This is a genomic window from Mesorhizobium sp. WSM4887 (assembly GCF_029625865.1).
GTDB lineage: Bacteria > Pseudomonadota > Alphaproteobacteria > Rhizobiales > Rhizobiaceae > Mesorhizobium.
Map to the genome: position 1 here is coordinate 266,724 of NZ_JARTVP010000005.1, position 23,749 is coordinate 290,472.

Consider the following 23,749-nt stretch of genomic DNA (forward strand, 5'->3'; position numbering starts at 1 on the left):
TGGCGAAATGCAATGGGATTTTGTCAATCGTATTTGCGGCACTGCTATGCTGCGGGTCTCGACCCTCGCTGGCCGAAGATTGGATACCGTTGACTGACGAGCTGTCACGTGCCGATCTGATGAAGCAAGCCGCGGGCCAAGAATTGGGCGGGAAAGCCGAAACTGGACCTGAAGACTATAGTCTCTGGGCGAAATTTCGCTTTCCTGGAGATGCCATTTTCGACCGCGTGAAAAACCGCGACCGGGACAAAAGCCAGTTCTGCCTGGATATTAGCCACCATCAAGACGACGATATAGACTTCTCGCAGCTCCGGCTTGCCAACGTCGGGTGTCTCTACCTCAAGGCCTCTCAAGGCCTTCACTACGTTGACAAAAAGTTTCAACCATTTTGGCAAGCGGTCGAACAGCTGCCCGAAGCTGCGCGGGTGCCGCTCGGCGGCTATCATTTCCTGACCGAGGAGGATGGCGCCGGTCAGGCCGCACATTATCTCGACGTCATGAAGTCCGTGAACGCGCCCGTTTCCGGCAATCTTGTCCCGGTTGTCGATATCGAGGCCAACAACGGGGTGACGGGCAAGGACCCCGACCATTGGGACAAGCTCAGCAAGGAGCAGATCAAAAAAATCTTAGTGGAGTGGCTGGCATATGTGGAGAGCCACACCAAAACATCACCAATCATCTACACCGCACCCCTATGGTGGGATTCCCACTTAGGCCCGGGAGTGCCGCCGGAACTTACCCGCTACCGTTTCTGGATCGCCGATCTCGGCAACAAGCAGCTCAATTTCGAAAGCCCTCGGATACCGACCAGCGGCACGCTTGCATTCTGGCAGTTCACTTGGACGGCACGACTCGAAAATGGCTATAACAAGGATCTGGACGCCAGCATCTTCTATGGAACAGCGGACGATCTAAAGGCTGCTCTCGTTATTCCCTAAATGACCTTTGGTGCTGCAATGAAAGGTCGCTTTGTGCTGATTAGACTGGTCCTGCTGGTGTTTCTGGGGATGGCTGCATCTACAACTGCTTCGTTCGCAAGCGTTAAGTGCACGAACTTTCCCGGGCTGTATGTGAAAATCAGCGACTACTGCAGTCTGTTTCGAAGATATGCGGATCCGTATGATGGCCAGGTCGATCCCCGTATCAAGGCAGTGCTCCCTGATACCGGCAGCGCCCTGTTTCGCAACATCGCCATTGTCATTTCGATCGACAGCTATAACAAGGTTGATCCTGAGATCGGAGAAAAGGTCGACCTCTCCTCGGCTCGAGCTGACCTGACCAATCTTCTGGCTTTCTTCGACGAACAGCAGTTTCAAGAGCAGATCATCCTCGACGCCGCCCACGCCACGAAAGCGGCGATCAATGACATCTTAAACGAATATGTCCCACAACGAGCGAGCCTGTACCCGAAGCACACCCGGGTGCTCTTGGTCATCCAGGCTCATGGTCTCCAAGAAACAGGCAATCATGGGGCAGGCTTTGCGCTGGCGGATTGGAGCAGGAACGATGACTACGCAAGCGATGTTTTCCAGTTCGAGGATCTCAAACAGATTCTTAAGCGCTGGGCGGAGAGACACAATATTTTCCATTCGCTCACGGTGCTGAGCGTATGTTTTAGCGGCGCAATTAGAGAGACCAATCCGGGCGACTCATCGACGGACCAGCGCCAGCCTGGGATTCATGTCCTGAGCGCGGCCAGCGCGGACGGCAAATCCTACTCGATGGATAACCCTGCCGAAGGAACACACATCATCAATCTCTTGCTGTTCGGCGTTCGCCACGGCGAGGACAGCGATCCGAGGGCGATCGTAACGGAAACAAACGGTAGCGGGCAAATTCAATACCATGGTTCGCCCGTAATAAGGATCGACCCTCTCAAAACCTTCATTGGAAACAATATCGAAAAGCTTGACGAGCAGGCGCGGGCCGACGGCAAGCCGGAGCAGTATAGCGGCCCATATCTTTTCGCGGTAGCGGCCATCCAAGGCGAATACGTACCTGGCGCCTTCTTCTTTCTCGGCAAGCAGGATGAAAAAATTGAGACGAGCTCTCCTACCAGCTTCGACAACCCCGTAGTCGTCGGTCAGCCTAACATCAAAAGGTTCTTCAGCCCTCAAGCATATCCGGTGCACGGCGTCGACGTTTCTTCAAACAACGGGCAGATCGACTGGCCCGCAGCGAAGCGGTCGGGAGTGGACTTCATGTATCAGAGGGTGACCGGCTACTCGGCGCCAGACCCGACTCTAGACAGGAACATGGCCCGCGCGAAGACGGCTGGGATTGCCCGTGGAGGCTACTTCCTGGTCAGCTTTTGTGAATCGGACAAGGAGCGGCAGGAGCGGCTGAACTGGACGATCCGCAAACTTCAAACTGCTGGAGCCGAGCTGCCGCTGGCAATTTCCGTTGACTGGGCAGCTGACAAGACCAAGTTGGGTGCGATGATCAGCGACCCCCGGGAACTAGCTTGCGCTCGCCAATTTGATGCGGAAGACGTCAAGGCTAAGGTGGAGACGATTGTCCATCAATATGCTGCCGAGACCGGTAAGCGCGCTGTAATTTATGGCAACAGCGACGTGTTCGGCAGGCTGGTCTCGCAGGCACGATTGGGAGACTTGTACGACATCTGGTATTCTGACCTGGATGTCCGCAACGCCGAAATTCTCCATCTTTCTGGCAACCGGCCTTGGACGTTCTGGCAGCACTTCAACCGGGGTCGGATCAACGGTTTTCCAAGCCCTGTCGACCAAAACGTTTTTTTTGGGAGCCAGGAGCAATTTCGCTCGTTCCTTGGCGGGTCGAAAGACGTCGTCATGGAAGCGGTTTTCTCGAAGGTAAATAAAACGGAACTGCCGCCTGATAAAGTTCCGACGGCATGCGTGGGACCGGCTTGCAATTAAGAAATTGAGATTCTACAGGCGTCGATTGGAAGTGATGCGGCAGTGGCGAAGCGTCCCCGAGCTCGACGTCGGGATGCGTGGTCTACAAGATGCGGGCTCCGCCCTAGCAACTGCGCCGGGGGGCGGTGCCTTGTTCAACGAGAGGGGGCTAAAGCCTTCACCGCGCGACCAACGATCATGCAGCGCTTAGTCGGTCGCGCATGTCATGGGCATGCATCAGGGTCCACGCGGCGCCTCTCGGCCACTTCTCCGGTTTCTTGATAGCCCAGGGCCGAATACGCGACGCCGGCCGGCGTGCGTCATCACTTTTGCGAGCACGCTGGCTGCGGCAACGATGCGAGTTGGGGCTTCGCCAAGCCGAAGCTGGCGCCGCACTGGTTTTGCTTTGAACACCGCGGCGAAGGTGAGCAATTCCTGTAGGAGCATGGCCGATGTCCCGCCATCAATTCGAGGCTTAGACCGCATGACGAGCAAGGGAACCCCAAGACGCGTCTCGAGCCTCAATGAGCGCCCTAGTCTCGCGTAGCCGACTGAACGTGATTTCGCACCTCGGGATTTCCAAAAATCGTCATAGCCAGCCCGACCGCAGGATTTCCATCTCTCGCAAAAAGCGCAAGATTCGCTGCGTGCACCGACTGACCTAGAGAGTTGCCAGCGTCCCACTCGCTTAGAAATTTTGGCAGCCAACGCGGCGGGACGAGCGATTCCAGCGGCCACGGCGATGCCACCACAGCTTGCAGCCCTTGATCAAGCAGCTCGCGTGCAAGGCCCAATGTGGCGTCAGATGACGGGTGCTTGTCGGTTCGGCCGCCGCTGCAGACGAACAAGATCGCGACGCCGACATTGTGCAGCGAGGTCGCAAGTTCATTTGCGGTCGCGGCGAGATGTCCCTCATCGGCCACCACCTGAAACGCACCGCCATCGGGATTCAGGCCGCCGTGCGCGACAACGATAGCCATGGACGCGCCGCCAAAGTGATCAGGCAGTCGTTCCTGTCTATCGAGCTCAAACCCATGTTCGTGCAAGGTATCCGCGCAAAAGTCGGCAACTGAGGCCATTGTTCCACCCCCAGGCATCCACGCAAGTCGCCGCCCGTCGCCAATTCCTTCCAAGCGTCGTGCTGCGTCGAGCCACGAAAGCGACGGTGCAGCAGAATATGGATACAACTGGCCGGCATACTCAAATGGTACTTGCCCACCAGCAGGGGCCGCGCGCATGAGGTTTGGCGGAAGTGAAGCCAACTTGGTATCGGTGATCAGAATGGTCGGCCCGGCCGGCAACTGCGAAAAGCGAAGTCGCTCGGTTGTGGTCAAGAAGGCATTTGCAGGCATCCCGGGCATGCCATACAAGAAGGGATAGTTTTCTCGCCATTCCTCAAGCTTCGGGCCTGAAAAAAGGGATCGATCTTCGCGCACGGCCGCTGAGATGACCCCACCCGAGGCCGTTACCCGTACCAGCGACCCATCTTTGGCCAGTGCGACAAGAACAATGTTTATCCCCTCGGACGAAATCTCACGCATTATTTCCGCTGGACCTTGCGTTTTAGCAAATGCAGGTGGCGGACTCTTGAAATCGGTCCATCCCGGGGCCGCAATGGCCCTGTCCGTCGTGAGCTCCAATGCAAGACACACAGTGTCTATATCGAGCAAGGTCGTGTCAGAATCGAGCGCGCGCCGCGCGGCCTTGACGAGCCCTTTGGAATCCGTCCCAACTTCTGCGGAATAACGTTGACCGCTTGCGAGACCGAGGAGACCCATCAAGTCGTCGGCCGTGGGTATGTCTCGGCCATGGGAATCGACGAGTTGCCTAACGTTGGGGCCTAGCCGCTCAGTCAATTTGGTCAAAACCTCGGTCGCCCCTCCAGGCACCGGAATTCCTGCTGAGGCTGCGTCCCGGATCATGGTTGCCAAGAGCAATGCGATCGGCTCAGGTTCATCGTCTTTGTCGAGAACGTCTTCACCATTTCGGACAGCGCGCTGCAACAAACCCGCAAACGTTTTGAAGTTGATAGTAGCTTGACCTGCGACCTCAGCCAAAAGCGCCATTGTCTCAATACGATGTCCGTATGTCTCATGGCGCCCCATTGAACGCAGCAGGGTGTCAGCGCGCTGCAGCGTCTCAAGTGCATGGGCGACGTCCAACGCGTCTCTCTGTATCCGATAGACAACCTGCGTCTCGTGCCAGAGTTGGTGATCATCCACATCTCCGCTGGCGAAACTACCCGCTGCCGCATAGATGGCTGCCTCCGTTATGCGGTTGCCACGGGCGTAAATATCGGCGATCCCAAACCAAGCAATCCTGCGCCGCTCCGGCGTTTCCGCTATTTCCAGCATCGTTTCAACGATATCTCGACCGGTTTGATCGTGTCCGCCTATGGAAAGCCGGACGGCGGTGGTGCGTATCAGCGGCAGATCCAGATTGGCCAAGTGCGCATGCCGGGCGACCGCCGTTCCGAACGCGAGGATCATAAGCAGGGTATTGATATCCTCGAGCTCTACATGTCGGGCCTGATAATCAATCTCGTGAAGGATCCCCTCACAAATCCTGTCCGCGTCCGCTGGAAGCGAGGCTAACGGAAAGCGGGTGTATCCCACACGAAGAGGCGCCTCGGCTTTCGTCCACGCGTTAAACGTTTCCCTGAATTGCTCGTTTTTCAGGAGGTCGCCAAAGGCTATTCTGTCCTTGACTTCTGGACGTACCGTGACGTTTGGCTGAGCTGCGGTTGCTCGGTTTAGCACCGCCAGCGCAATGGTTTCGCCCAGAGCGCCCGCGACACTCGGCTCCAGCAAATCCAGCAAACGAGCCCGAAGCGCCTTGTCGGTCGTGTCTGCCGACAGACGCATGACCAGCGCCTGGAAGCCGTCCACCAATCTTGACTCGTCTACGGCAAGATCGCCGTTCGGCCCTCGCTTGATGAGCAGAGTCTGCAGCGTTTCGCAAAGGAAGCGAGAGCTGGTGGAGACAAGAACGGCTTCGGGCGCCAAAAGCAGCTGTAAAGCATGGGGCGCAAGGCCGAGCCACAAAGCGTGCCTCGCGCATTCGATCCGAGCAATCTCGCGCACTTCTGGAGCAATACGTGTAACGATGCCGAGATAGTCAGGTACGCCACTCCCTGAGAATGCATCTGCGAGTTGTCTATGCATCTCAGCGACCACGGCCTTGCCCGGTCTGTCCTTCATAATGTCATATGCCGCTCGATGATCGACCCTCTGCAAGGCTTCAGTGTATTTTACCAGGGCTGGGAGATCGGATTCTGGAAATTTCTGTTCCAGCGCCCCTACAAGGTCGCGAGCCAATTGGTCATCATCGATTCTGCGAGCTGCGCGAAGCGCCGTTTCAAGGTCTTGGCGCGTCGAAAACTCTTTTTGGTATCGCTTGAGAATGCCCGAAGCCGTTCCTTGTCCGCCGGCCTCGGCAGCAATTAAGGCCAACCCAGCGGCAACACCACCCGACAGGGCAAATGAAGGATCGAGCCCCCGAATCTCCATCAGGGCGTGATTTCCCATGTTGGCAACTGCCATCGCTTGGATGCGCAGCACTGCCTTGACGTTGTCGTCCAGTCCTTCGGCTAGCTCGATTGCATTCAACACAGAACCAATGCTACCGTGATCTATTGTCGACCTCCACTCATGCAATTTCCTGTCTAGCATCCGTATATTCTCTACGACCTGTTGAGGGTCGCCCCCGGGGTGAAAGACAAATCTAAGATCACTCTAGATTGCGCGTTGGCAGCGCTGCAAGCGCAAGCCATGTGCCCAACTTCGCCTGTGCGCCTACCTCGGGCATGAGCTTCCTTCGTTTGAATGCCGCCTATTGATGATGAGCGCCATCAGACAGGAGGGCTGAGGCGCGCTCGATCGGCGCAAACGAGAAAGACCGTTCGGTCACATCGTAGATTACGGCCGATGCTCTACGCGCTCATTGGGTCCGCTAAGCTTGTACTACCTGATGAAATAAGATTCCCTGAGGTATGGCGCGAGGCGCCGCCACTCAGTCCAAATCTTCCATTGCAACCTCATCGCGCGTGGTCTGAATCAACTGACAAAGCGACTGATAAAATTCTGTGCCTAGTTGACTTGGACCGTCACACTGTGACTGCCACCTTTTTCCGAATGGCTACTGACAGAGATCGACGAGCCTGCCTTTGCTCGCACCAGCCATTCCACAGGCCGACTGTTCGCGTTCCACTGCTCGCCCCAAGGCGACCAGGGATAAATTCGCTCGGTGCGACCGGCGAGGTTCCCAAGATTGGCAGTCTTTGGATTCATCAACAGTTCACCTCCTTCGATGTGGATCGAAGCCCTTACCGGCTTGGCTACTCCGTGTGCGACTGCGACATCGGAAAGATTGGTAGGGAGATAGCCGAAATTGCTAACTACCGCGCGCACAATAAAGAGGTGCTCACCGACCGATGTAACGCTGACATCCTCAACCTTAACCTGCGGAGCGGCTGCCGCATGTTTCAAATTGAATAGGACGTTCTGGCGGACAATGTCCTCAAGCAAATGCGGTGGCGGGTTGCGATAGCTCCAGATGTCCACCATGCCGCCGATCTCAATTTGGCCAAGCTGTGGATGGTCAAACGGCTTCCAATCGCGCCAGCCTTTGTCAGGCATGTTGGCCTTAACATAGGCGTAGACCTTCTGCATCACTTCCTCGTTACGCGGAACGAGGTTGTAATATCCTTCCCTTGGCACTCCCGCAGCGGTTTCGATGTCCCATAGTTCAGTGCCAAAACAGATGATACCCAACTCATCATATGTCCAATCTGTAAAGCCGCCGCGGCGCACCTGCGATTTGTCGGGTGTAAATTCCTCGTAGCTCGAGGCTGTGGGATAACCCGTCAGCGCGGTGCCGACCTTGCCAATTTCTTTGTAAATGTTGACATCCCGTGCGCTCAAAGCACTGTCCGGCTTCGTCATCGAGGGTCGAATTATTACCCCACCATGGGTGTGATAGGAGCACATGCCGCAAATGTTGGGATGATCTAGGATGTACTTCGCCAGACCTTGGGTTTCAGGCTCCGATAGGGGGTGTGTGCCTGCACCATATTCCTGAGGTGACCAGTTGATCGGGAAGTTGCGATTCATGTTGCCGTCGAAAGGCTTCTCGATCGGAACGTTTGCCCCATCGTAATTTCGCACGGTGCCCTCGGGGTAAACGCGATAGTATTCCCCACCTTCTTCGCCGGGGGCACGTTGCACCAATATGTCCGGATTGGTAGCGCTTTTCTTCCATTCGCCCTTTTTATCCGGAACGCGCATCCACACGATGAAGCCGTCGCCGTCGATGTCGTCCGGGATTAGGCCCTCGATCCTGTCGGCGCCGGGCATGTAACGACCATTGCCGCACCAGTTGTAGTAAGGTGGGACGAGCGACAGCTCGGCACCATCGGGGTTGAGGCGGGGTACGATGTAGAATGCCTGCGTATCGACGAGACGCGTGGCCTCCTCGTCAGTGCCGTACTTTGTGAGCAAGTGATAGACCGCGTACAGCGCGGCCGCCGAGGTTGCATGCTCATCCGCGTGGATTTGTCCGTCGATGTAGTAGCCCGGCTTCAAGGCACCGGGGCCAGTCCTCGCATTGGTGATCTCGATCGCCCATACGTCGCGACCTTGGAAGGTCTTGGCTAGCGAAGTCATGGTTGCCAGTTCCGGGTAGGCTGCCGTCAGCCACCGAAGTCGCGCGGTCATCTCGTCATAGGTGTAGTAGCAGTCAAACTTCACATCGAGCTCGTTCATTGCAATTCCCTATTGGCAAGTTGGAAATCGGCGGTCGCAGTGCACCGCGGAGCATGCGCTGCACTCGGTGATGGGCGATGTGGGAACGCTGCGTCTCTGGTCATGCGACCCATGAGCTCCAACGCATAGGGTCGGGCTAAACTGCCTTGGTTCCACATCAGCTGTAATTTCAGTTTGCCTTTTCAATGCCCATCCAGCAGCCCTGTAAATTGGCAATTATATTATTGTCGACAATCATATTTTAAAGAATTGCACCTGGAATTGAGAGCAGTCAAGCGCCAAGCCAGAGGGCTTCTGAAAAAGTGCTGAGCACGAGCGATCAAAGCACCATCTCGCCCAAACATCCCAAGTCGCTAAGTGAGCTGCAAACCCATGATCTGATAAGAAGCCGCCCGCAAAACGACTGGTTTGCGACGCCTAGCCGGCGTCTGTAACGAGGCCGGAAGCATTCGGTACTCAGTTCACCGAAAGCGACCGGCCCGGATCTCGTTTACCGGCTGCCGGTAGCGTCAAGGAGCGAATTGTTCAGCTATTTCGTGCCGCTCCCTGCGCTCGGTCGGATAGTGCTTAAGATGAAGACTGACCGGTGTGAGCGCCACTGCGTGGTGGCAACGGTCAGCGGGCCTCCTAAGTTGCAATATCTGCTCGCTTTGTACGCCAGCGTAATGGCATCTGTGGGTCGAAAACAGTAACCATCCCAGCACCTGTTTCAATTTTGGTTGGGAACTTCAAAGGCTCGGCATCTCGGATGAGCGTGATCCGCTCCTCGTTCGGAGAACGCCCGTAGAAGGCAGCACCGTTGATGGCTATGAAGCCCTCAAGGCGGTCGAGTGCACCCTCCTGCTCAAACACTTCGGCGACGCAGGAGATTGTGTTGATCGCGGTGAATATGCCAGCGCAGCCACAGGCGCACTCTTTTGTCGGATCAGCATGCGGAGCCGAATCCGTGCCAAGGAAGAACCGCCTGTCACCAGAAGTCGCCGCGGCACGTAATGAGAGCCGATGCGATTCGCGTTTAACGATTGGTAAGCAGTAGTAGTGGGGACGGATACCACCTGCCAACACAGTGTTGCGGTTGATAATCAAGTGATGGGTAGTGATAGTGGCAGCCGTGTTTTTCGTCTGGCTCGCGACGAAATCGACGCCATCTTTCGTCGTAATATGCTCCATCACGATGCGTAGTTCCGGCAAACGCTCACGCAACGGCAACAGCAAGCGCTCGATGAATACCGCCTCACGGTCGAATATGTCGACGGCAGGGTCGGTAACCTCGCCATGAACACAGAGCGGGAGGCCGATTTTCGCCATTCGCTCGAGCACTGGCATAACCCTCTCTATTTCCCGCACACCGCTGTCCGAATTCGTCGTGGCGCCGGCCGGATAGAGCTTGACAGCACAGACCAATCCGTCGCGAAAGCCTGCCTCGACATCTGTCGGGTCGGTTGCCTCCGTCAGGTAGAGCGTCATAAAAGGCTCGAAGGAATGCCCTATCGGCAGGGCGGCAACGATCCGGTTGCGATAGGCAGCGGCATCGACCGAGCGGATTACAGGACGGACTAGGTTGGGCATAATAAGCGCCCTCGCGAAATTTGCCGAGCTATGCGGCAGGATTCCCTCCAACATAGCCCCGTCACGCAAATGAAGATGCCAATCGTCTGGTCTCCGGGTGACGAGAGATTGCATTGCTCCTACCTCCTTAACGCTACGCCGTCTTCAATGCGGGCGTGCCAACCAGGCCTGCCCGCCACTTGTGATATATTTCTTAGCATATTACAAAGGCTCTATCGTCACCCGGCGCAAATGAGTAGCGCACAAGGCTTCCATGGCCTGCAGATCTATAGAGGCGGCTGTCAAACGTCATCGGTAAGTGCCCAAGAACCGAAATGCCGTTGGGCATGAAACGTCGCGACCCGTTGACAGGGGCTGGAACCGACATTGGGTCAGGCAGAGTTGACGTCCTTGGCCGCCATTCTTCCACCAACCAGCAAGGACCAGCAATCCATGCGGACCTCATATCCCGACTTCGGACTGACAGCGGATCAGAGAAGACGAGCAGTGCGGGATAACTACTATGAGCAGCCTTCGCTTATCAGCGAGGTGGGAGAAATTTGGTGTTACACAGACCAGATTTCGTACCGTGCGGGTGACACAGTGGCGCTGCACGTTAGCTCCACGGCGGCACAGGTCGACATCTTGATTGTTCGCGACGGCTGCAGCGAGGAAAGGGTGTTCGAAAAAGCCGGCATAGCGGTTGAGTGGCAAGAAACTCCTACCCAGTGTTCGGTCGAAGGCTGCGGCTGGAAATCCTCCTTCGAGTTCACAATAGGCATTGATTGGCCGTCCGGAGCGTACCGAGTATCACTGCAGGCTGAGGGACGTCATAAGAACGCAATTCTTTGCCACCACCTATTCATTGTGACTCCGCCTCCAGGCAAGAAACCCGGCCGGGTGCTCCAGATAGCCGCAACCGGCACTTGGCTGGCCTATAATAACTGGGGCGGGTCGAACGCTTATCAGGGTATACTTGGCCCGAACCGCGACGAGTATGCCCCTGTGTTGTCGACTCAGCGGCCATGGTGCCGCGGGTTCGTCGTCCTTCCGAACGACGCGCCGCGTGTGCCGCTGGAGGTCGCGATTCCGCCAATGACGGCTCCTCGATATCCCCATGTTGAGTGGGCCTACGCCACGGGCCATTCCAGGAGATACGCTGCGGCCGGCTGGGCAAGCCATGACAGCAATTTCTTTCGATTCGCCGAGCGCGCTGGATATGAGATCGACCTTGCGAGCCAGAACGAGCTGCATTTTTCCCCTGAGGTCCTCGATGGCTACGACTGCGTCGTATTCGTAGGTCACGACGAATACTGGACTTGGGAAATGCGAGACGCCATGGACGATTACATCACCAACGGTGGCCATGTAGCTCGCTTCGCTGGCAATTTTATGTGGCAGACGCGACTGGAAGACAAAGGCCGCCGTCAAGTGTGCTACAAATATAGAGCGCGGGCAGAGGACCCGGTCTACCGTGGCGGTGACGTCACGCGTGCTACCAATTCTTGGGAGGCGCCAGAGATTGGCAGACCTGGCGCGGCCACCTTTGGTCTCAATGCGACCAACGGCATATACGCCGGCTACGGCGGTTTCGCACCCCGTGGCGTGCGCGGATTTCCAGTCTACCAACCAGAGCATTGGGCCTTTGCCGACACAGGCATCTACTATGGCGATCTCCTCGGTGCAGACAGTCACGTCTATGGCTATGAAGTTGACGGGCTGGACTATGAGATCCGCGGTGGCCTGCCCTATCCTACTGCGACGAGCGGCGCGCCCGATGGTTTGCAAATCTTAGCGGTTGGCATGGCGACCCTTGTGGAGGGGGAAGCGGGTATTTTCACAGAGGACCAGGTTGCCGGTGATGAAGACGGTCGCTTTGTGGCCGAGCTACTTTATGGCGAAGCGACCGACGCCAACTTGGAGAAGGTTAAACGCGGCAGCGGAATGATCGTGAATTTTTCGCGCGGCAAGGGCGAGGTGTTTCACGCGGGTAGTTGTGAGTGGAGCGCCGGCCTCCTGAGAGAGGATCCGATGGTCGAGCGCGTGACCAAAAATGTTCTCGATCGCTACCTCGGAAAGATGTGATGGGCAAAGCACCTAGCTGGGTCCCTGAAAGCTTCGACCGTTAGCAAAGGTTAAGTCATCCTGGAAGATCGTGCCTTCAGCTTAACGAGGCAACCTCCTCTTGGGCGTCGGGATAGCGGCGATTTCGGATTGACCATCGAATGAACGGATACCAATCCGGCGTTGTCCCCTTCCGCCTCTCCCATCTTACCGTTCCCCTGACGGTCTGTCCTTTTTGATTGCGTCGCAGCACTCGGTGAAGGCAATGTCCAAGAGGTACCCAATCAAATCCAGCCCGTGTGAGGCAGCTATCTGGCGCAGTTCGTCGAGACGAGAGATGATAATGCCAAGTGCGTCGCAGCGGTCGAGACACCCCTTCATATTCGTCATCTTTTCTTGCCCCCGTCCAAAGCGACGTTTCGTCCAGTCGGTATTCAAAACTCGAAGCACGTTGATTGCCCGCCACAATCGCCGGCCGTGAGCTCGCTGCGAAGTTGAACCTGGATAGAAGAACTCTAGCCAGTAATATTCTACCTGATATTCCTTCCGTCAAGGCGTGCATCGCCTGGATTGGGGTTTGCATACGCGTCAACCGGCTCGGCCATGACCATCTCTCCTGAGAATGCGTCACCAGTCGCCATGCCTGGGATCGCGCAAGCGCCAGTTAGGCGACCGCTCGCTCCTCGTCGGAACCGGAGTTAGCTAGCCCCTTAACTCCGCCGCCAGTTCACGCCCTCGATATCTAAAACGCTGAAATCCGGCGGACCTTCAGAACTGTATCCGAATGCGTGTGGTCGCGGAGGTCTTGGTAAGGATGGTGTACAAGTTGTCACGAGTGCGCGTTATGTGATCGACGATGGCTTCACGCACCTTCACCGGATCTCGTTTCTTCAGAAGGTCGACAATTTGCTCGTGCTCTGAGCTCGTCTCCGCACCGATGTCGCGGTATCGAGCGCCCAGGTAGAAAAAGCGCTCTAGAGCGTCGATATGTTGTAGCAAGAGGCGTTGGAGACGTTCGCTGCCGGTTGCAGCCGCTATCGCTCCATGAAATTCCCGATTCGAACGAAGGAAGTTTTGAATCGTAGGCTGTTCTTTGAAATTGTAACTGGCTGCAGCTAGGACATAAAGCCGATCAATTTGGTCATCGGTGATGCGACTGCATGCAAGCTCCGCCGACCCAGTCTCCAAAATCAGCCTGATATCGAAAAGCTCCTGCATGTCGCCAAAGGTGATTGGCACTATAAGGTACCCTCGCCTCGGAAAAGTCTGGACGAAGCCCTCTGAGCGGAGCTTTGCAAGCGCTTCTCGCACTGGCGTCTTGCTCATCTTCAGGCGACTGGCAAGCTCGGATTCAGATACCTCGCTGCCCGGCTCCAACGTCCAATCGAAGATGTCAGCGCGCAGCTTGTTGTACGCTTTTTCCGTCAGCGAAAATTTCGCCTTGCTGCGTCTTCCAAGAGCAGGCGCAACTCCAGCGCCAGGTTTTGCGACCGCCGTCTCCGCAGTTCGACCAGCTGTGCCGGCTTTTGAAGACATTTCCTCTCCGCGATTCGCCAGTGGCCTGAGATTGCTCGGATCTGAGCTAGAGTACGGCGAGCTATATCACAAGTCGCATCGGGAATGTCAGGCCTGCGATTCAACCGCGAAATGGACCGGTTGAACCAGCTGAGGGCCTTTCGAATGAGTGCCCGATCTTAACCAAAGCGGACTCCTTGTAATATATCTCGTGGCGTATTACAGACCCTCATCGGCATGACGATTCAAAGGTGGAGATAGTTGGCAAGCCATGAGGCCCCACGATCTGGTCATTAAGGGGCGGCTTGTGCTTCCCGAAGGCATTAAGCCGGGCTGGCTTACCGTGGACGCCGGGCTTATTTCGGCGATTGGCAACGGAGAAGCTCCTGGCGCCAAAAGCGTCCACGACTTCGGCGATAACTATGTTTTGGCAGGTTTCGTAGACGGGCAGACCCATGCCACTAGCTATCGTGGCTTGCCAGGCATGGCAGAAACGACCCTGTCTGCGCTAGCCGGCGGCATCACAACGATCGTCGACATGCCTTATGACAATCCCGACCCCCTAAACAATCTGGAGCGGCTGGAAGCCAAGATTGCAGCCGTAAATTCGGTGTCGCATTGCGACGTTGCACTCTATGCAACGATCGCTCCTGGACAAAGTCCTGCGGTCCTGTATCCCCTCGCAAAGGCAGGCGTTTGCGCATTCAAAATCTCCAGTTTCGAGAGTCATCCAGTTCGCTTTCCACGACTGCCGCACGGAGAAATCATTGAGATACTGGAAGCCTCGACGGATACGGGACTGCCCGTCGGGCTTCATAACGAAGATCAAGAGATCGTACGGACCAACATCGCTCGTCTCAGGTCTGAGGGACGCGTCACACCCGAATGGCACGAGCCAAGCCGCCCAGTGAGTGCGGAACTCGTGTCAACCGTGTCTTTTCTTGAGATGGGCGCGGCAACCGGTGCGCATGTCCACCTCGTACATATCTCAACCCCGCGCGGGTATGAGTTGGTTGAACGCTACAAGGCCGAGGGGGTTCACGCCACAGCCGAGCTTTGCGTTCACTATCTCCATTTCGATGCCGATCGGGATATTGGCCACCTTGGCGCTCTCATGAAGGTGAACCCTCCCATCCGCGGGAGTGTTCTCGACGGCTTGTGGAGAACGTTTGAAGCAGGCAAACTCCAATTCGTCTCCTCCGATCACTCGAGCTGGCCGGTCAACAACAAGCAGACCCCAGCCATCTTTGACGCAGGCGCTGGGATTCCAGGGCTAGAAACTCTAGCCCCATCTTTCTTTACCGATCTCAAGGCACGCGTCGAGGAGCCAGTATTGGCTTTGACCGATTATCTGTCGGATCGTCCGGCAAGATTTTTCGGGCTGGATGACCGCAAAGGCCGACTGGCGCTTGGGCTTGATGCAGACATAGCGATCCTAGAGGAAGGCAGCTTCTTGTTTGACGCCAGTCGCACGCGCGACGGCCTGAACTGGAGCCCTTACGATGGTGAAACTTTCGCGGCAAGAATTTCGGCAACCTATCTGCGCGGCAGCAAGGTCTGGAACGGCCGGACAGTTCTGAGTAGCGCGCGTGGGAGGTTTTTGCCGCGGGGGCGTAAAGTCAGATAAGGGGAGCAGCTTCCAGCAAGAGCGGTTCCTCGCGCTATTTCCCCGCCACTACGAATTTGAGAACAGGCAAAATGAACTGGCGTAATGTCGGCGCCAAGAGGGCGCTAACTCTAGCAGATGCAAGGTCAGCGAATGGAGATGGATCGGTGGATTTAGGATTGAGCGGCAAAACGTGCCTCGTGATGGGTGCAGGTGGAGGTCTCGGCGGCGCGATTAGTCAAACTCTGGCGCGGGAGGGCGCCTACGTCGCAGTTGCCGACATCGCGCTGGAAGCAGCGAAACAGACCGCCGATGCCATCATTGCAAGTAGTGGTAAGTCACTCGCTTTGCAGTGGGATCTGGCGGACCTATCGATCATCCCTGATCGTATAGCAGAGGTCGTGGAGGCCCTAGGTCCGATCGACGTTCTTGTTAACAATACGGGTGGCCCCCCTCCCACCCCCGCTTCAGGGCAGGAGCCGGAACTCTGGGAGAAACACTTCAAAGCGATGGTCTTGTCCGTCATTGCCATCACAGACCAGGTACTGCCAAATATGCGATCTCGCGGATGGGGGCGTATCATTACCTCCACGTCTTCGGGCGTTGTTGCCCCAATCCCCAATCTCGGCATTTCGAACGCGCTTCGGCTGTCTTTGGTTGGCTGGTCAAAAACTCTAGCCCGTGAAGTCGGTCCCGATGGCATCACCGCCAACATTGTCCTGCCGGGCAGGATCGCGACATCGCGCATTACCTTCCTCGATGAGCAGAAGGCCAAGCGAGAAAACAGACCGATCTCGGACGTCATGAGGGAGAGTACCAGCTCGATCCCTCTTCAACGCTATGGTGAACCGCAAGAGTATGCGGACGTTGTGGCATTCCTCGCGAGCACACGTTCTTCCTATGTAAGCGGGTCGGTCATTCGTGTGGATGGAGGAATGATTCAAAGTATCTGAGGCTGCCCAAACGCTCATTGGCGCCTGCACCAATGAGCGATCACTCCGTTTATCGCTTATCATCACAGTTGCCCTGCGCGGCAAATCAGGATGTGCTCCCGTTCTTCGGTGGGCGCGTCCGTTCTGCCAACAGGGTCGTGGCCGCTAACTCATCGGCGATGCGGGCCAACGATAGTGGCACTTTGAGAGATCTCGATCCCTCCATGACAGGCTGATGGGATAGTGAGGCCAAAGCGGCCAGATTGAATGACTAAACGGAGTACCGCTTTGACAGAATACAGATTTGTCACGCTCGACGTTTTCACCGACCGGCGTTTCGGCGGCAACCAGCTTGCCGTCTTCCCGGAAGCCTCGGGGCTGTCGACCGAGCAAATGCAAATGCTTGCGGCCGAATTCAATCTTAGCGAGACAACGTTCGTCCTGCCGCCTGACAATCCCTCCAACAGCGCCCGGGTGCGCATCTTCAACCGCACGGCCGAGATGCCGTTCGCTGGGCATCCGACAATCGGAACGGCCTTCGTCGTCGGCGCCACGCACACCAGCGATATCCTGCATCTCGAGCAGATGGCAGGGCTCGTCGAAGTGCGCCTCGAGCGGGGCGAAGACGGCTCGATAAGAAGCGCCATTCTCGATACGCCTCAGCCGCTGAGCACCGGACCCGAAATCGATGTTCAGTTGGTGGCCGCCGCTATCGGCATCCCGGTCAGCGCGGTTGTCCTCTCGACCCACCCTCCCATTGTGGCCTCTGTCGGCGTCGACTTTGTCGTCGTTGAGATCGAACGTCAGGCCCTCGCTACCGCCGTTCCCGATTTGCCGGCGTTCCGCCATGCCGCGGCGGCGCATCCAGAAACGAGCACCCGCTTTTCGGTTTTTCTCTACTGTCGGGAAGGAAAAACGGTTCAGGCCCGAATGTTCGCTCCAATCAGCGGCACCTGGGAAGATCCGGCGACAGGCAGCGCCAGCGCCGCCAGGGCCGCGCTAGTGCTGTCCCGGATCGGGCAGGACGCGATTTCGCTCGATATCCGTCAGGGAGTCGAGATGGGGCGACCGAGCTTGCTGAAAGCGGAAGCCCGAAAGGCCGTCGACGGCTTCCGCTCTCGCGTCACCGGTCAGTGCATCGAGGTCTTGTCAGGCATCGCAAAGGTCTGACCCGCGAGCGCCGCCAGCACTCACCTACGGACGACATGCTGATCAGCTGCGACATCTTTGCACGCATGCTGCAAACCGTGGTCGAACTCATCAATGGCGGGCTCGCGCCTACTTGCAACTGGCCGGCTGTAGTCCCTAGTGGACCGGCGGATTGAGCGCCGCCAGGCAAAGGCGGCGCTCCAGAAAGTCCATTTATTTTCCAAGCTTGCGCTCGAGCCGCGCCATCAGCTCATCGAGTTCTTTGTGATCAACCGAGGTCATTTTTGGCGAAGGATGCCGCATTGCGGCGTGCTTGATGATACCGCGGCGGCGCAGCACCTCCTTGCGGATGGCCAGCCCGAACCCGAGCTGCTGCTCGTGACGTAGCAGTGGCAGGTAGATGTCGAATACATCCTCCGCTCCATCGGCATCGCCGGCGTGGAACTTGCGGCATACCTCGACCAACATCTCCGGATAGGCAAAGCCGGTCATGGCGCCATCGGCGCCACGGCGCAGTTCCTGCGGCAAATGCAGCCCGCCATTGCCAATCAAGATGCTGACCCGTCGTTGACCCTTGTCCTCGGCCGCGCGAACGGCGGTGATCTTTGGCAGCCCCGGTGATTCCTCATGTTTGAGCATCACCAGGTTCTCGAACGCACCGACCAAGCGATTGAAGACGGACACCGATGTGACAACCGTCGTTGTCTGAGGATAGTCCTGGTAACATACGGGGATCTTAGGACCGAGGCGCTCAAGGACCGTCGCCCAATAATTGTAAACCTGGTCGTCGGTCTTGAGACCCTGGATCGGCGCGATCATGACACCCGCAGCGCCCGCATCCATCGCCTCGCGCGAAAAGCGAACCAAATTGTCCGTACCCGGGTTGCTGACGCCGACCACGATCGGGCGTTTGTCCCCAATACGCTTAAGAACCCGGTTCATGAAGCCGCGCGATTCTTCCGGAGAAAGTTTCGTGGCTTCACCAAGGACCCCAAGGATGGTCAAGCCGTCGACACCGCTCTCGACATAATAGTCCAGCAGCGAGTCAGTGCTGGCACCGTCGATCTCGCCGTTGTCCTCAAAAGGCGTCGGGGAGATCGCGTATACCCCACGCGTCTTACCGTTGATGTGGCCGATATTCATTAGTTCAAACCTCACTTCGCTTTGGGTTTAATGGTTGTGATCAATCTGACTGGCGTGAGGACATCTCACGGCCCAGGGGACGGACCCGCCGGCGTTGGTCGATCCGAGCTCGTCTTTGCGTCTAGCAACGGACCGTCTGAAGCTGCCGGCTGGCCTGTTATTGGCGCGGTTGAAGCTTGTTGACAGCGGCCTCGATCCGTCTGCAGGCTTCTACGAGATCGGCATCGCTCGAGGCGAAGGAAACACGGAAATATCCTGCGAGACCGAAAGCGGAGCCTGGCACCGTTGCAACGAGCGCTTCGTCTAGAAGATAGGCGACGATGTCCGCGTCACTATCGAGGCTGACACCCGCCTGCGTCACCATTCCAAGTAACGCCGAGCAGTCCGGATAGGCGTAGAATGCTCCCTCAGGACGCGAGCACTTAAGCCCTGGCACCGCGGAGAGAGCATTGACAACCAGATCACGCCGGCGACGCAAAACGCTGCTTACTTCGCTCTGAAAATCTCGATTGCCCGTGAGTGCAGCAAGCGTGGCGGCTTGGCTGATCGAACACGGGTTGGAAGTGCTTTGCGATTGGATGCCGGTCATTGCAGCGATGAGGTCCGCTGGCCCCCCAGCGTAGCCAATGCGCCAGCCGGTCATCGCATATGTCTTGGACACGCCGTTTACGGTCAGCGTCCTATTCTTCAGCGCTGGGTCGACCGCTGCGATTGTGTGGAAGGGTTCGTCGTCAAAACGAAGATGTTCATAAATGTCGTCACTCAGTATGCCGACATGAGGATATCGTTTGAGTACCGCGGCTAGTTTCTCAAGCTCCGCCTTCGAATAGACGGCGCCAGTCGGATTGCCAGGCGAATTCAGCAGAAGCCACTTAGTACGTGGCGTGATCGCGCCCTCAAGGGCGTCAGCCGAGAGCTTGAAACCCGACCCCGTCGTTGTCGGCACGATAATCGGAACGGCTCCAGCGATCTCGACAATGTCGGGATACGAAACCCAGTAAGGAGCGGGTATGACCACCTCATCGCCCGGATCAAGGCTGGCAAGCATCGCGTTGAAAATGATCTGTTTGGCGCCAGTCGATACGATAACTTCGCGTGGCTCGTAACTGAGACCATTGTCGTCCCGGAATTTGGCAATCACCGCCTTTTTAAGAGTCAGCGTTCCACCCACTGCGGTATATCGCGTTTCGCCCCTATCGATCGCCTGACAGGCAGCAGCACCGATGTGCTTAGGGGTATCGAAATCAAGTTCGCCAGCGGCGAGTGATATGACCTTTTTGCCAGCTGCTTGAAGCGCGTCGGCGCGTTCGGACATAGCAATAGTCGACGAGGGCCTAAACGATCTAACCCGCTGAGCAACTAAGCTTACCACAGTCTCTCGCCTTTCCATTTTGGGCGTTTCTCGGCGGGCCAAACCCCGGCAGGCCTTCGTGCCGGCGTGCCAATGAACCGGCTATTTCTCATGACGGGTCTTACATTCGCGAAGGGTTCACCCGCACCGCAAGTCGCCCGCTCGTCCCGCAATGTCCTTATCTTCACATCGGGGGCGGTCTGCTAGTAGACCGCCCCCGTACCGGAGGCCGGGAGGACGCTCCAGAAACGGTCTAAAGATCGTATAGCTCAGTGTATTTGGCGTTGAGGTACGCGATATAGGGTTCGGGATCGAGCTTGCGGCCAGTGGTGCGCGCAAGCAGCTCATCGCGATCGTATCGGCGGCCATGCTGATACACGTTTTCGGTCAGGAAGGCGTGGAGCGGCTTGTAGTTGCCCGTCTTCAGGCCTTTGGAGATGGCGACGTCTCTGGTAGCTGTTTCGAACAACTGGGCGGCCATCATATTGCCCACCGTGTAGTTGGCGAAGTTGCCGATGTGCCCCGCTGACCAGTGGAAATCCTGCAGCAAGCCAACGCCATCATTGGGCACGTCGAGTCCGAGGTATTCCTTGATCTTTGCATTCCAGGCCTTGGGAAGATCCCTGACTTTGACCGAGCCGTCCATCAGTCCTGCCTCAAGTTCGGTGCGCAGCATGATGTGCAAATCGTAGGTGAGCTCATCCGCGTGGGTACGAACAAGACCAGGACGAACGCGGTTCACCGCGCGCCAGAATTCTTCGGCCGATACATCGGCGAGCTGCTCAGGAAAGATTTTTTGGACCGCCGGGAACTGCACCTCCCAAAACTGGCGCGAACGTCCGACAAAATTCTCCCATAGGCGCGACTGCGATTCGTGCGCCCCGTAGCTGACGCCGCCGACGGCATACAGCCCAACCAGGTCAGTGGCAAAGGGCGTGCGTGTAAATGCTGGGTCGACGCCCTGCTCGTAAAGCGCATGCCCGACCTCATGGATGGTCCCGAACACGCTTGTCGGCAAATGGGTCTGGTTGTAGCGGGTGGTGATGCGCACATCGTTGCGGGTAAATGAGACCTCAAACGGATGCAGAGTCGTGTCGAGGCGGCCACGCTTGAAGTCATATCCGATCGTTTTCGCCAGCATGAGCGAGAGCTCGTGCTGCTTGTCGATCGGATAATCACGCTCCAAAAAATCGACGCGCGGCGGTTCTTTTTCCGCAACCGCCTTAACCAGTGGCAGGATGGCTTCCCTCAACCGATCAAGCAGCGGCTTCAGCGACGAAACAGTGTCCTGTGAATCATAGCGAAAGAGAAGCGCGTCATAAGGATGTTCCTTGTAACCGATCGCCTCGGCCGTTTCTCTGTTGAGCGCCACAACCTCTTCAAGCAGCGGAGCGTATTGGGAGAAATCACTCTCGGCGCGAGCCTTGGCCCAAATGAAATGGCCCTTCGAGCTGAGTTGCGCACGCCGGCGCGTGAGTTCTGGGGGAATGGCTACGTTGTAGTCAACTGCGTCGCGCACCTGGCGAACCATCATCTTTTTGGCGTTCGAGTCCGGCAGCGGCTTAACTTCAGCCTCAGCTGCCGCAAGCATCTGACGCGTATCGGCAGCAACGAGAAGCTGATGGGTTGTGAGCGAAAGGGTGGAAAGCTGCTTGCCGCGGGTCTCATCGCCAGCCTCCGGCATCATGACCCGCATATCCCAGTCCAGTATGGATTGAGCATTGAGCATGTCGTTGACCTGCCCTACGCGCTCCATCAGATCGAGATAACTCATCTCCCAAACCTCTTCATACCTTGGACCCCGCCATGATCTTCCATTCATGGGGCAAATGGCTACTCGGCCGAATATCGTATTGTCGACAATTATATAATCTACTGATCTACAGGGTGATGGTTGATCACGTCAAGCGCCGCCTTGGAATTATTCCGTCAATGAGCGCTGGAAATCGCGATCATGACGGTGCTGAGTGCGCAGACCGGCGCCTGCGCACTCATTGAAGTCATTTGGCCAGGCTAGCGTTGAAGAGATCGATGTGTTCGTCGCGGCGCGCGGTCCAAGCGATGCGCTTGCTCACCCCGTAGAAATCCGGCTGGAAATAGAGCAATAGCCAGGGGCCTTCGTCGTGAAAGACCTTCAGCATCTGGTTGATCACGGCACGCTGTTCTTCAGGCGTCTTAGCGGCGTCAATCTTCGCCCAACTGTCAAACCAATTAGGATCGCTCCATCCCGTGTCATTGGTCTCAGCTGTCACGGTGGGAAGGATCGACATGTCATAAATGGCGCTCCAGATCGAACCGCCATCGCCAATGAAGAAGAGCGGGCCAGCTTCATGTTTGCGCATCAGCGGCCGGAAAACCGAAGACCAATCCAAGGCCTCGACCTCCGTCTTAACGCCAATGTCAGAAAGATACTGACCAATTGCCATAGCGACATTGGCATCGTTGAGGTATCGGCCACGCGGTGCCTGCAGCTTCAGCTCGAACCGCACACCGTCGGCTCCACGCGGATAGCCGGCCGCATCAAGTAGCTTCTCGGCCTCAGCTGGGTCATAGGGGAAAGGCTTGAGATTGGGATCGTCGTTCGGCGGATTGACCAGACTGCTTGCCCTTTCGCATTTGAAATTCAGCAATTGCGAACAGATCGTCGGCACATCAACTGCATACTGCAAGGCGCGGCGCACCTCGGGCTTCTTGATGGCGTCCCCGCCCTTTGTTCCGGTAAATTTGTCTCTCAGGTTGAAACCGACATATATGCGGCGCGTTCCGGCCACCTGTTGAACGTCCGCGGTTCCAGAGTTGTTGATGGTTTGAATCTGGTCTGGCGCGACGTTAGTAGTGATGTCGACATTTCCTGCAATCAACTCTGCCGTTCTCGTAGAGGGCTCGGGAATCACACGAAAGATGATCTTCTTGAAGACGCCCGGGTCTTTGACCTTCTCCAGCACAACCTCGGAGCCGCGATCCCAGGAGACCAACCGGTAAGAGCCGGACCCGATCGGCTTCGAAGAGGCCTGCTCAGCCGACATCTTCTCGTAGGAATCCTTGCAGTGGATGAATGCCTCCGAAAGCATGCCGAGCACGATTGAGCTCTTCTTGCCGAGCTTGATCTTGACATGCAGACCATCTACTGCCTCAGCGCTCTTGTATTCCAGGGATTCCAGAACGAAGCCCGGCGTATTGCCTGTGAAGCCGTTTTTTGGATCAGCCCCACGGGTAAACGAATAGGCGACATCTTCCGCCGTTAGCTTCTCGCCATCCTCACAAGTCAGGCCTGGCTTGATCGAAAACGTATACTCTAAGCCGTCGGCCGAGACTTCGTAGCCCGTTGCAAGGTTCGGCTTGATCGAGCCGTCCTGGGCCACCGAATAAAGCGTCCCGAAGATATGTTGTGCGATATTCATGTCGATGCGCGTGTCGACCTGGTCCGGATCCAACGTCGACACATCGGCGGACAGGCCGACAACGATCGTGTCGTCCGCCGGCGCTGCCGAGGCGGTCCCTGACGCCAGCAAGGCCAAAGCGCCCGCGCTAAGCATTCTTCTGATGTAAGCCATGCGTGTTCCCCTATTTTGAGACAAACTTCTGCAAAGCCGGCGGTCTTTGACCCCGGACATCGGGTTATCTGACTTTTGGTACGCTACGTAATATTCTACGTAGTATGTCATCGGTCAAGCCGCAGACCTGCCCTCCCTTTGCTAGTGTGATTTGCTGCCGCCGCTGCTCTCCTGTTATCGGTACGTGTGGCGTACGTGGGTGCCCTCACCGGACTGGCAGGCCATCCTGCCGATAACGGTAAGCTTGCA

14 protein-coding genes are annotated in these 23,749 nt (G+C 56.8%); 6 read left to right on the forward strand and 8 right to left on the reverse strand.

Features of this window, described 5'->3' with window-relative positions:
• The first annotated feature begins 89 nt into the window (after positions 1 to 89).
• Together P9230_RS20625 and P9230_RS20630 are read left to right on the forward strand one after the other, a co-directional pair.
• Complete coding sequence (locus P9230_RS20625) at positions 90 to 938, forward strand: GH25 family lysozyme (protein WP_278120679.1); 849 nt, start codon at positions 90 to 92, stop codon at positions 936 to 938.
• Positions 939 to 2,897: a GH25 family lysozyme gene (locus P9230_RS20630; RefSeq protein WP_278120680.1), complete on the forward strand. Its 1,959-nt coding sequence runs from the start codon at positions 939 to 941 to the stop codon at positions 2,895 to 2,897.
• Between the two features lie 512 nt (positions 2,898 to 3,409).
• Here the strand turns inward: P9230_RS20630 and P9230_RS20635 are convergent.
• From P9230_RS20635 to pyrC, 3 genes are all read right to left on the reverse strand, one after another.
• Positions 3,410 to 6,484, reverse strand: a complete 3,075-nt coding sequence (locus P9230_RS20635; RefSeq protein WP_278120681.1) for a CHAT domain-containing protein — start codon at positions 6,482 to 6,484, stop codon at positions 3,410 to 3,412.
• Positions 6,485 to 6,964: 480 nt separating this feature from the next.
• Complete coding sequence (locus P9230_RS20640) at positions 6,965 to 8,638, reverse strand: M14 family metallopeptidase (RefSeq protein WP_278120682.1); 1,674 nt, start codon at positions 8,636 to 8,638, stop codon at positions 6,965 to 6,967.
• A gap of 627 nt (positions 8,639 to 9,265) precedes the next feature.
• Positions 9,266 to 10,321 carry a dihydroorotase gene (gene pyrC / locus P9230_RS20645; protein WP_278120683.1) on the reverse strand — a complete coding sequence of 352 codons (1,056 nt, stop codon included), beginning with the start codon at positions 10,319 to 10,321 and terminating at the stop codon, positions 9,266 to 9,268.
• A gap of 318 nt (positions 10,322 to 10,639) precedes the next feature.
• Between pyrC and P9230_RS20650 the strand changes: the two genes are divergently transcribed.
• Positions 10,640 to 12,271, forward strand: coding sequence for a N,N-dimethylformamidase beta subunit family domain-containing protein (locus P9230_RS20650; protein ID WP_278120804.1), 1,632 nt, complete (start codon positions 10,640 to 10,642; stop codon positions 12,269 to 12,271).
• Positions 12,272 to 13,018: 747 nt separating this feature from the next.
• Here the strand turns inward: P9230_RS20650 and P9230_RS20655 are convergent.
• Positions 13,019 to 13,786 carry a GntR family transcriptional regulator gene (locus tag P9230_RS20655; RefSeq protein ID WP_278120684.1) on the reverse strand — a complete coding sequence of 256 codons (768 nt, stop codon included), beginning with the start codon at positions 13,784 to 13,786 and terminating at the stop codon, positions 13,019 to 13,021.
• Positions 13,787 to 14,036: 250 nt separating this feature from the next.
• Here P9230_RS20655 and P9230_RS20660 point away from each other — a divergent pair, with 250 nt between their 5' ends.
• The 3 genes from P9230_RS20660 (at position 14,037) to P9230_RS20670 (ending at position 17,473) form a co-directional block, all read left to right on the forward strand.
• Complete coding sequence (locus tag P9230_RS20660; protein ID WP_278120685.1) at positions 14,037 to 15,392, forward strand: amidohydrolase family protein; 1,356 nt, start codon at positions 14,037 to 14,039, stop codon at positions 15,390 to 15,392.
• 146 nt (positions 15,393 to 15,538) lie between these two features.
• Entirely contained in the window at positions 15,539 to 16,324 is a 786-nt protein-coding gene (locus tag P9230_RS20665; protein ID WP_278120805.1) for an SDR family oxidoreductase, read from the forward strand.
• Between the two features lie 246 nt (positions 16,325 to 16,570).
• On the forward strand, positions 16,571 to 17,473 hold the full coding sequence (locus tag P9230_RS20670) for a PhzF family phenazine biosynthesis protein (RefSeq protein WP_278120686.1): 903 nt from the start codon (positions 16,571 to 16,573) through the stop codon (positions 17,471 to 17,473).
• 192 nt (positions 17,474 to 17,665) lie between these two features.
• Here the strand turns inward: P9230_RS20670 and P9230_RS20675 are convergent, their stop codons facing one another.
• From P9230_RS20675 to P9230_RS20690, 4 genes are all read right to left on the reverse strand, one after another.
• On the reverse strand, positions 17,666 to 18,595 hold the full coding sequence (locus tag P9230_RS20675; RefSeq protein ID WP_278120687.1) for a dihydrodipicolinate synthase family protein: 930 nt from the start codon (positions 18,593 to 18,595) through the stop codon (positions 17,666 to 17,668).
• Positions 18,596 to 18,752: 157 nt separating this feature from the next.
• Positions 18,753 to 19,910, reverse strand: coding sequence for a pyridoxal phosphate-dependent aminotransferase (locus tag P9230_RS20680; protein ID WP_278120688.1), 1,158 nt, complete (start codon positions 19,908 to 19,910; stop codon positions 18,753 to 18,755).
• Between the two features lie 289 nt (positions 19,911 to 20,199).
• On the reverse strand, positions 20,200 to 21,720 hold the full coding sequence (locus P9230_RS20685; RefSeq protein ID WP_278120689.1) for a carboxypeptidase M32: 1,521 nt from the start codon (positions 21,718 to 21,720) through the stop codon (positions 20,200 to 20,202).
• A gap of 226 nt (positions 21,721 to 21,946) precedes the next feature.
• Entirely contained in the window at positions 21,947 to 23,500 is a 1,554-nt protein-coding gene (locus P9230_RS20690) for an ABC transporter substrate-binding protein (protein WP_278120690.1), read from the reverse strand.
• Positions 23,501 to 23,749: the final 249 nt, after the last annotated feature.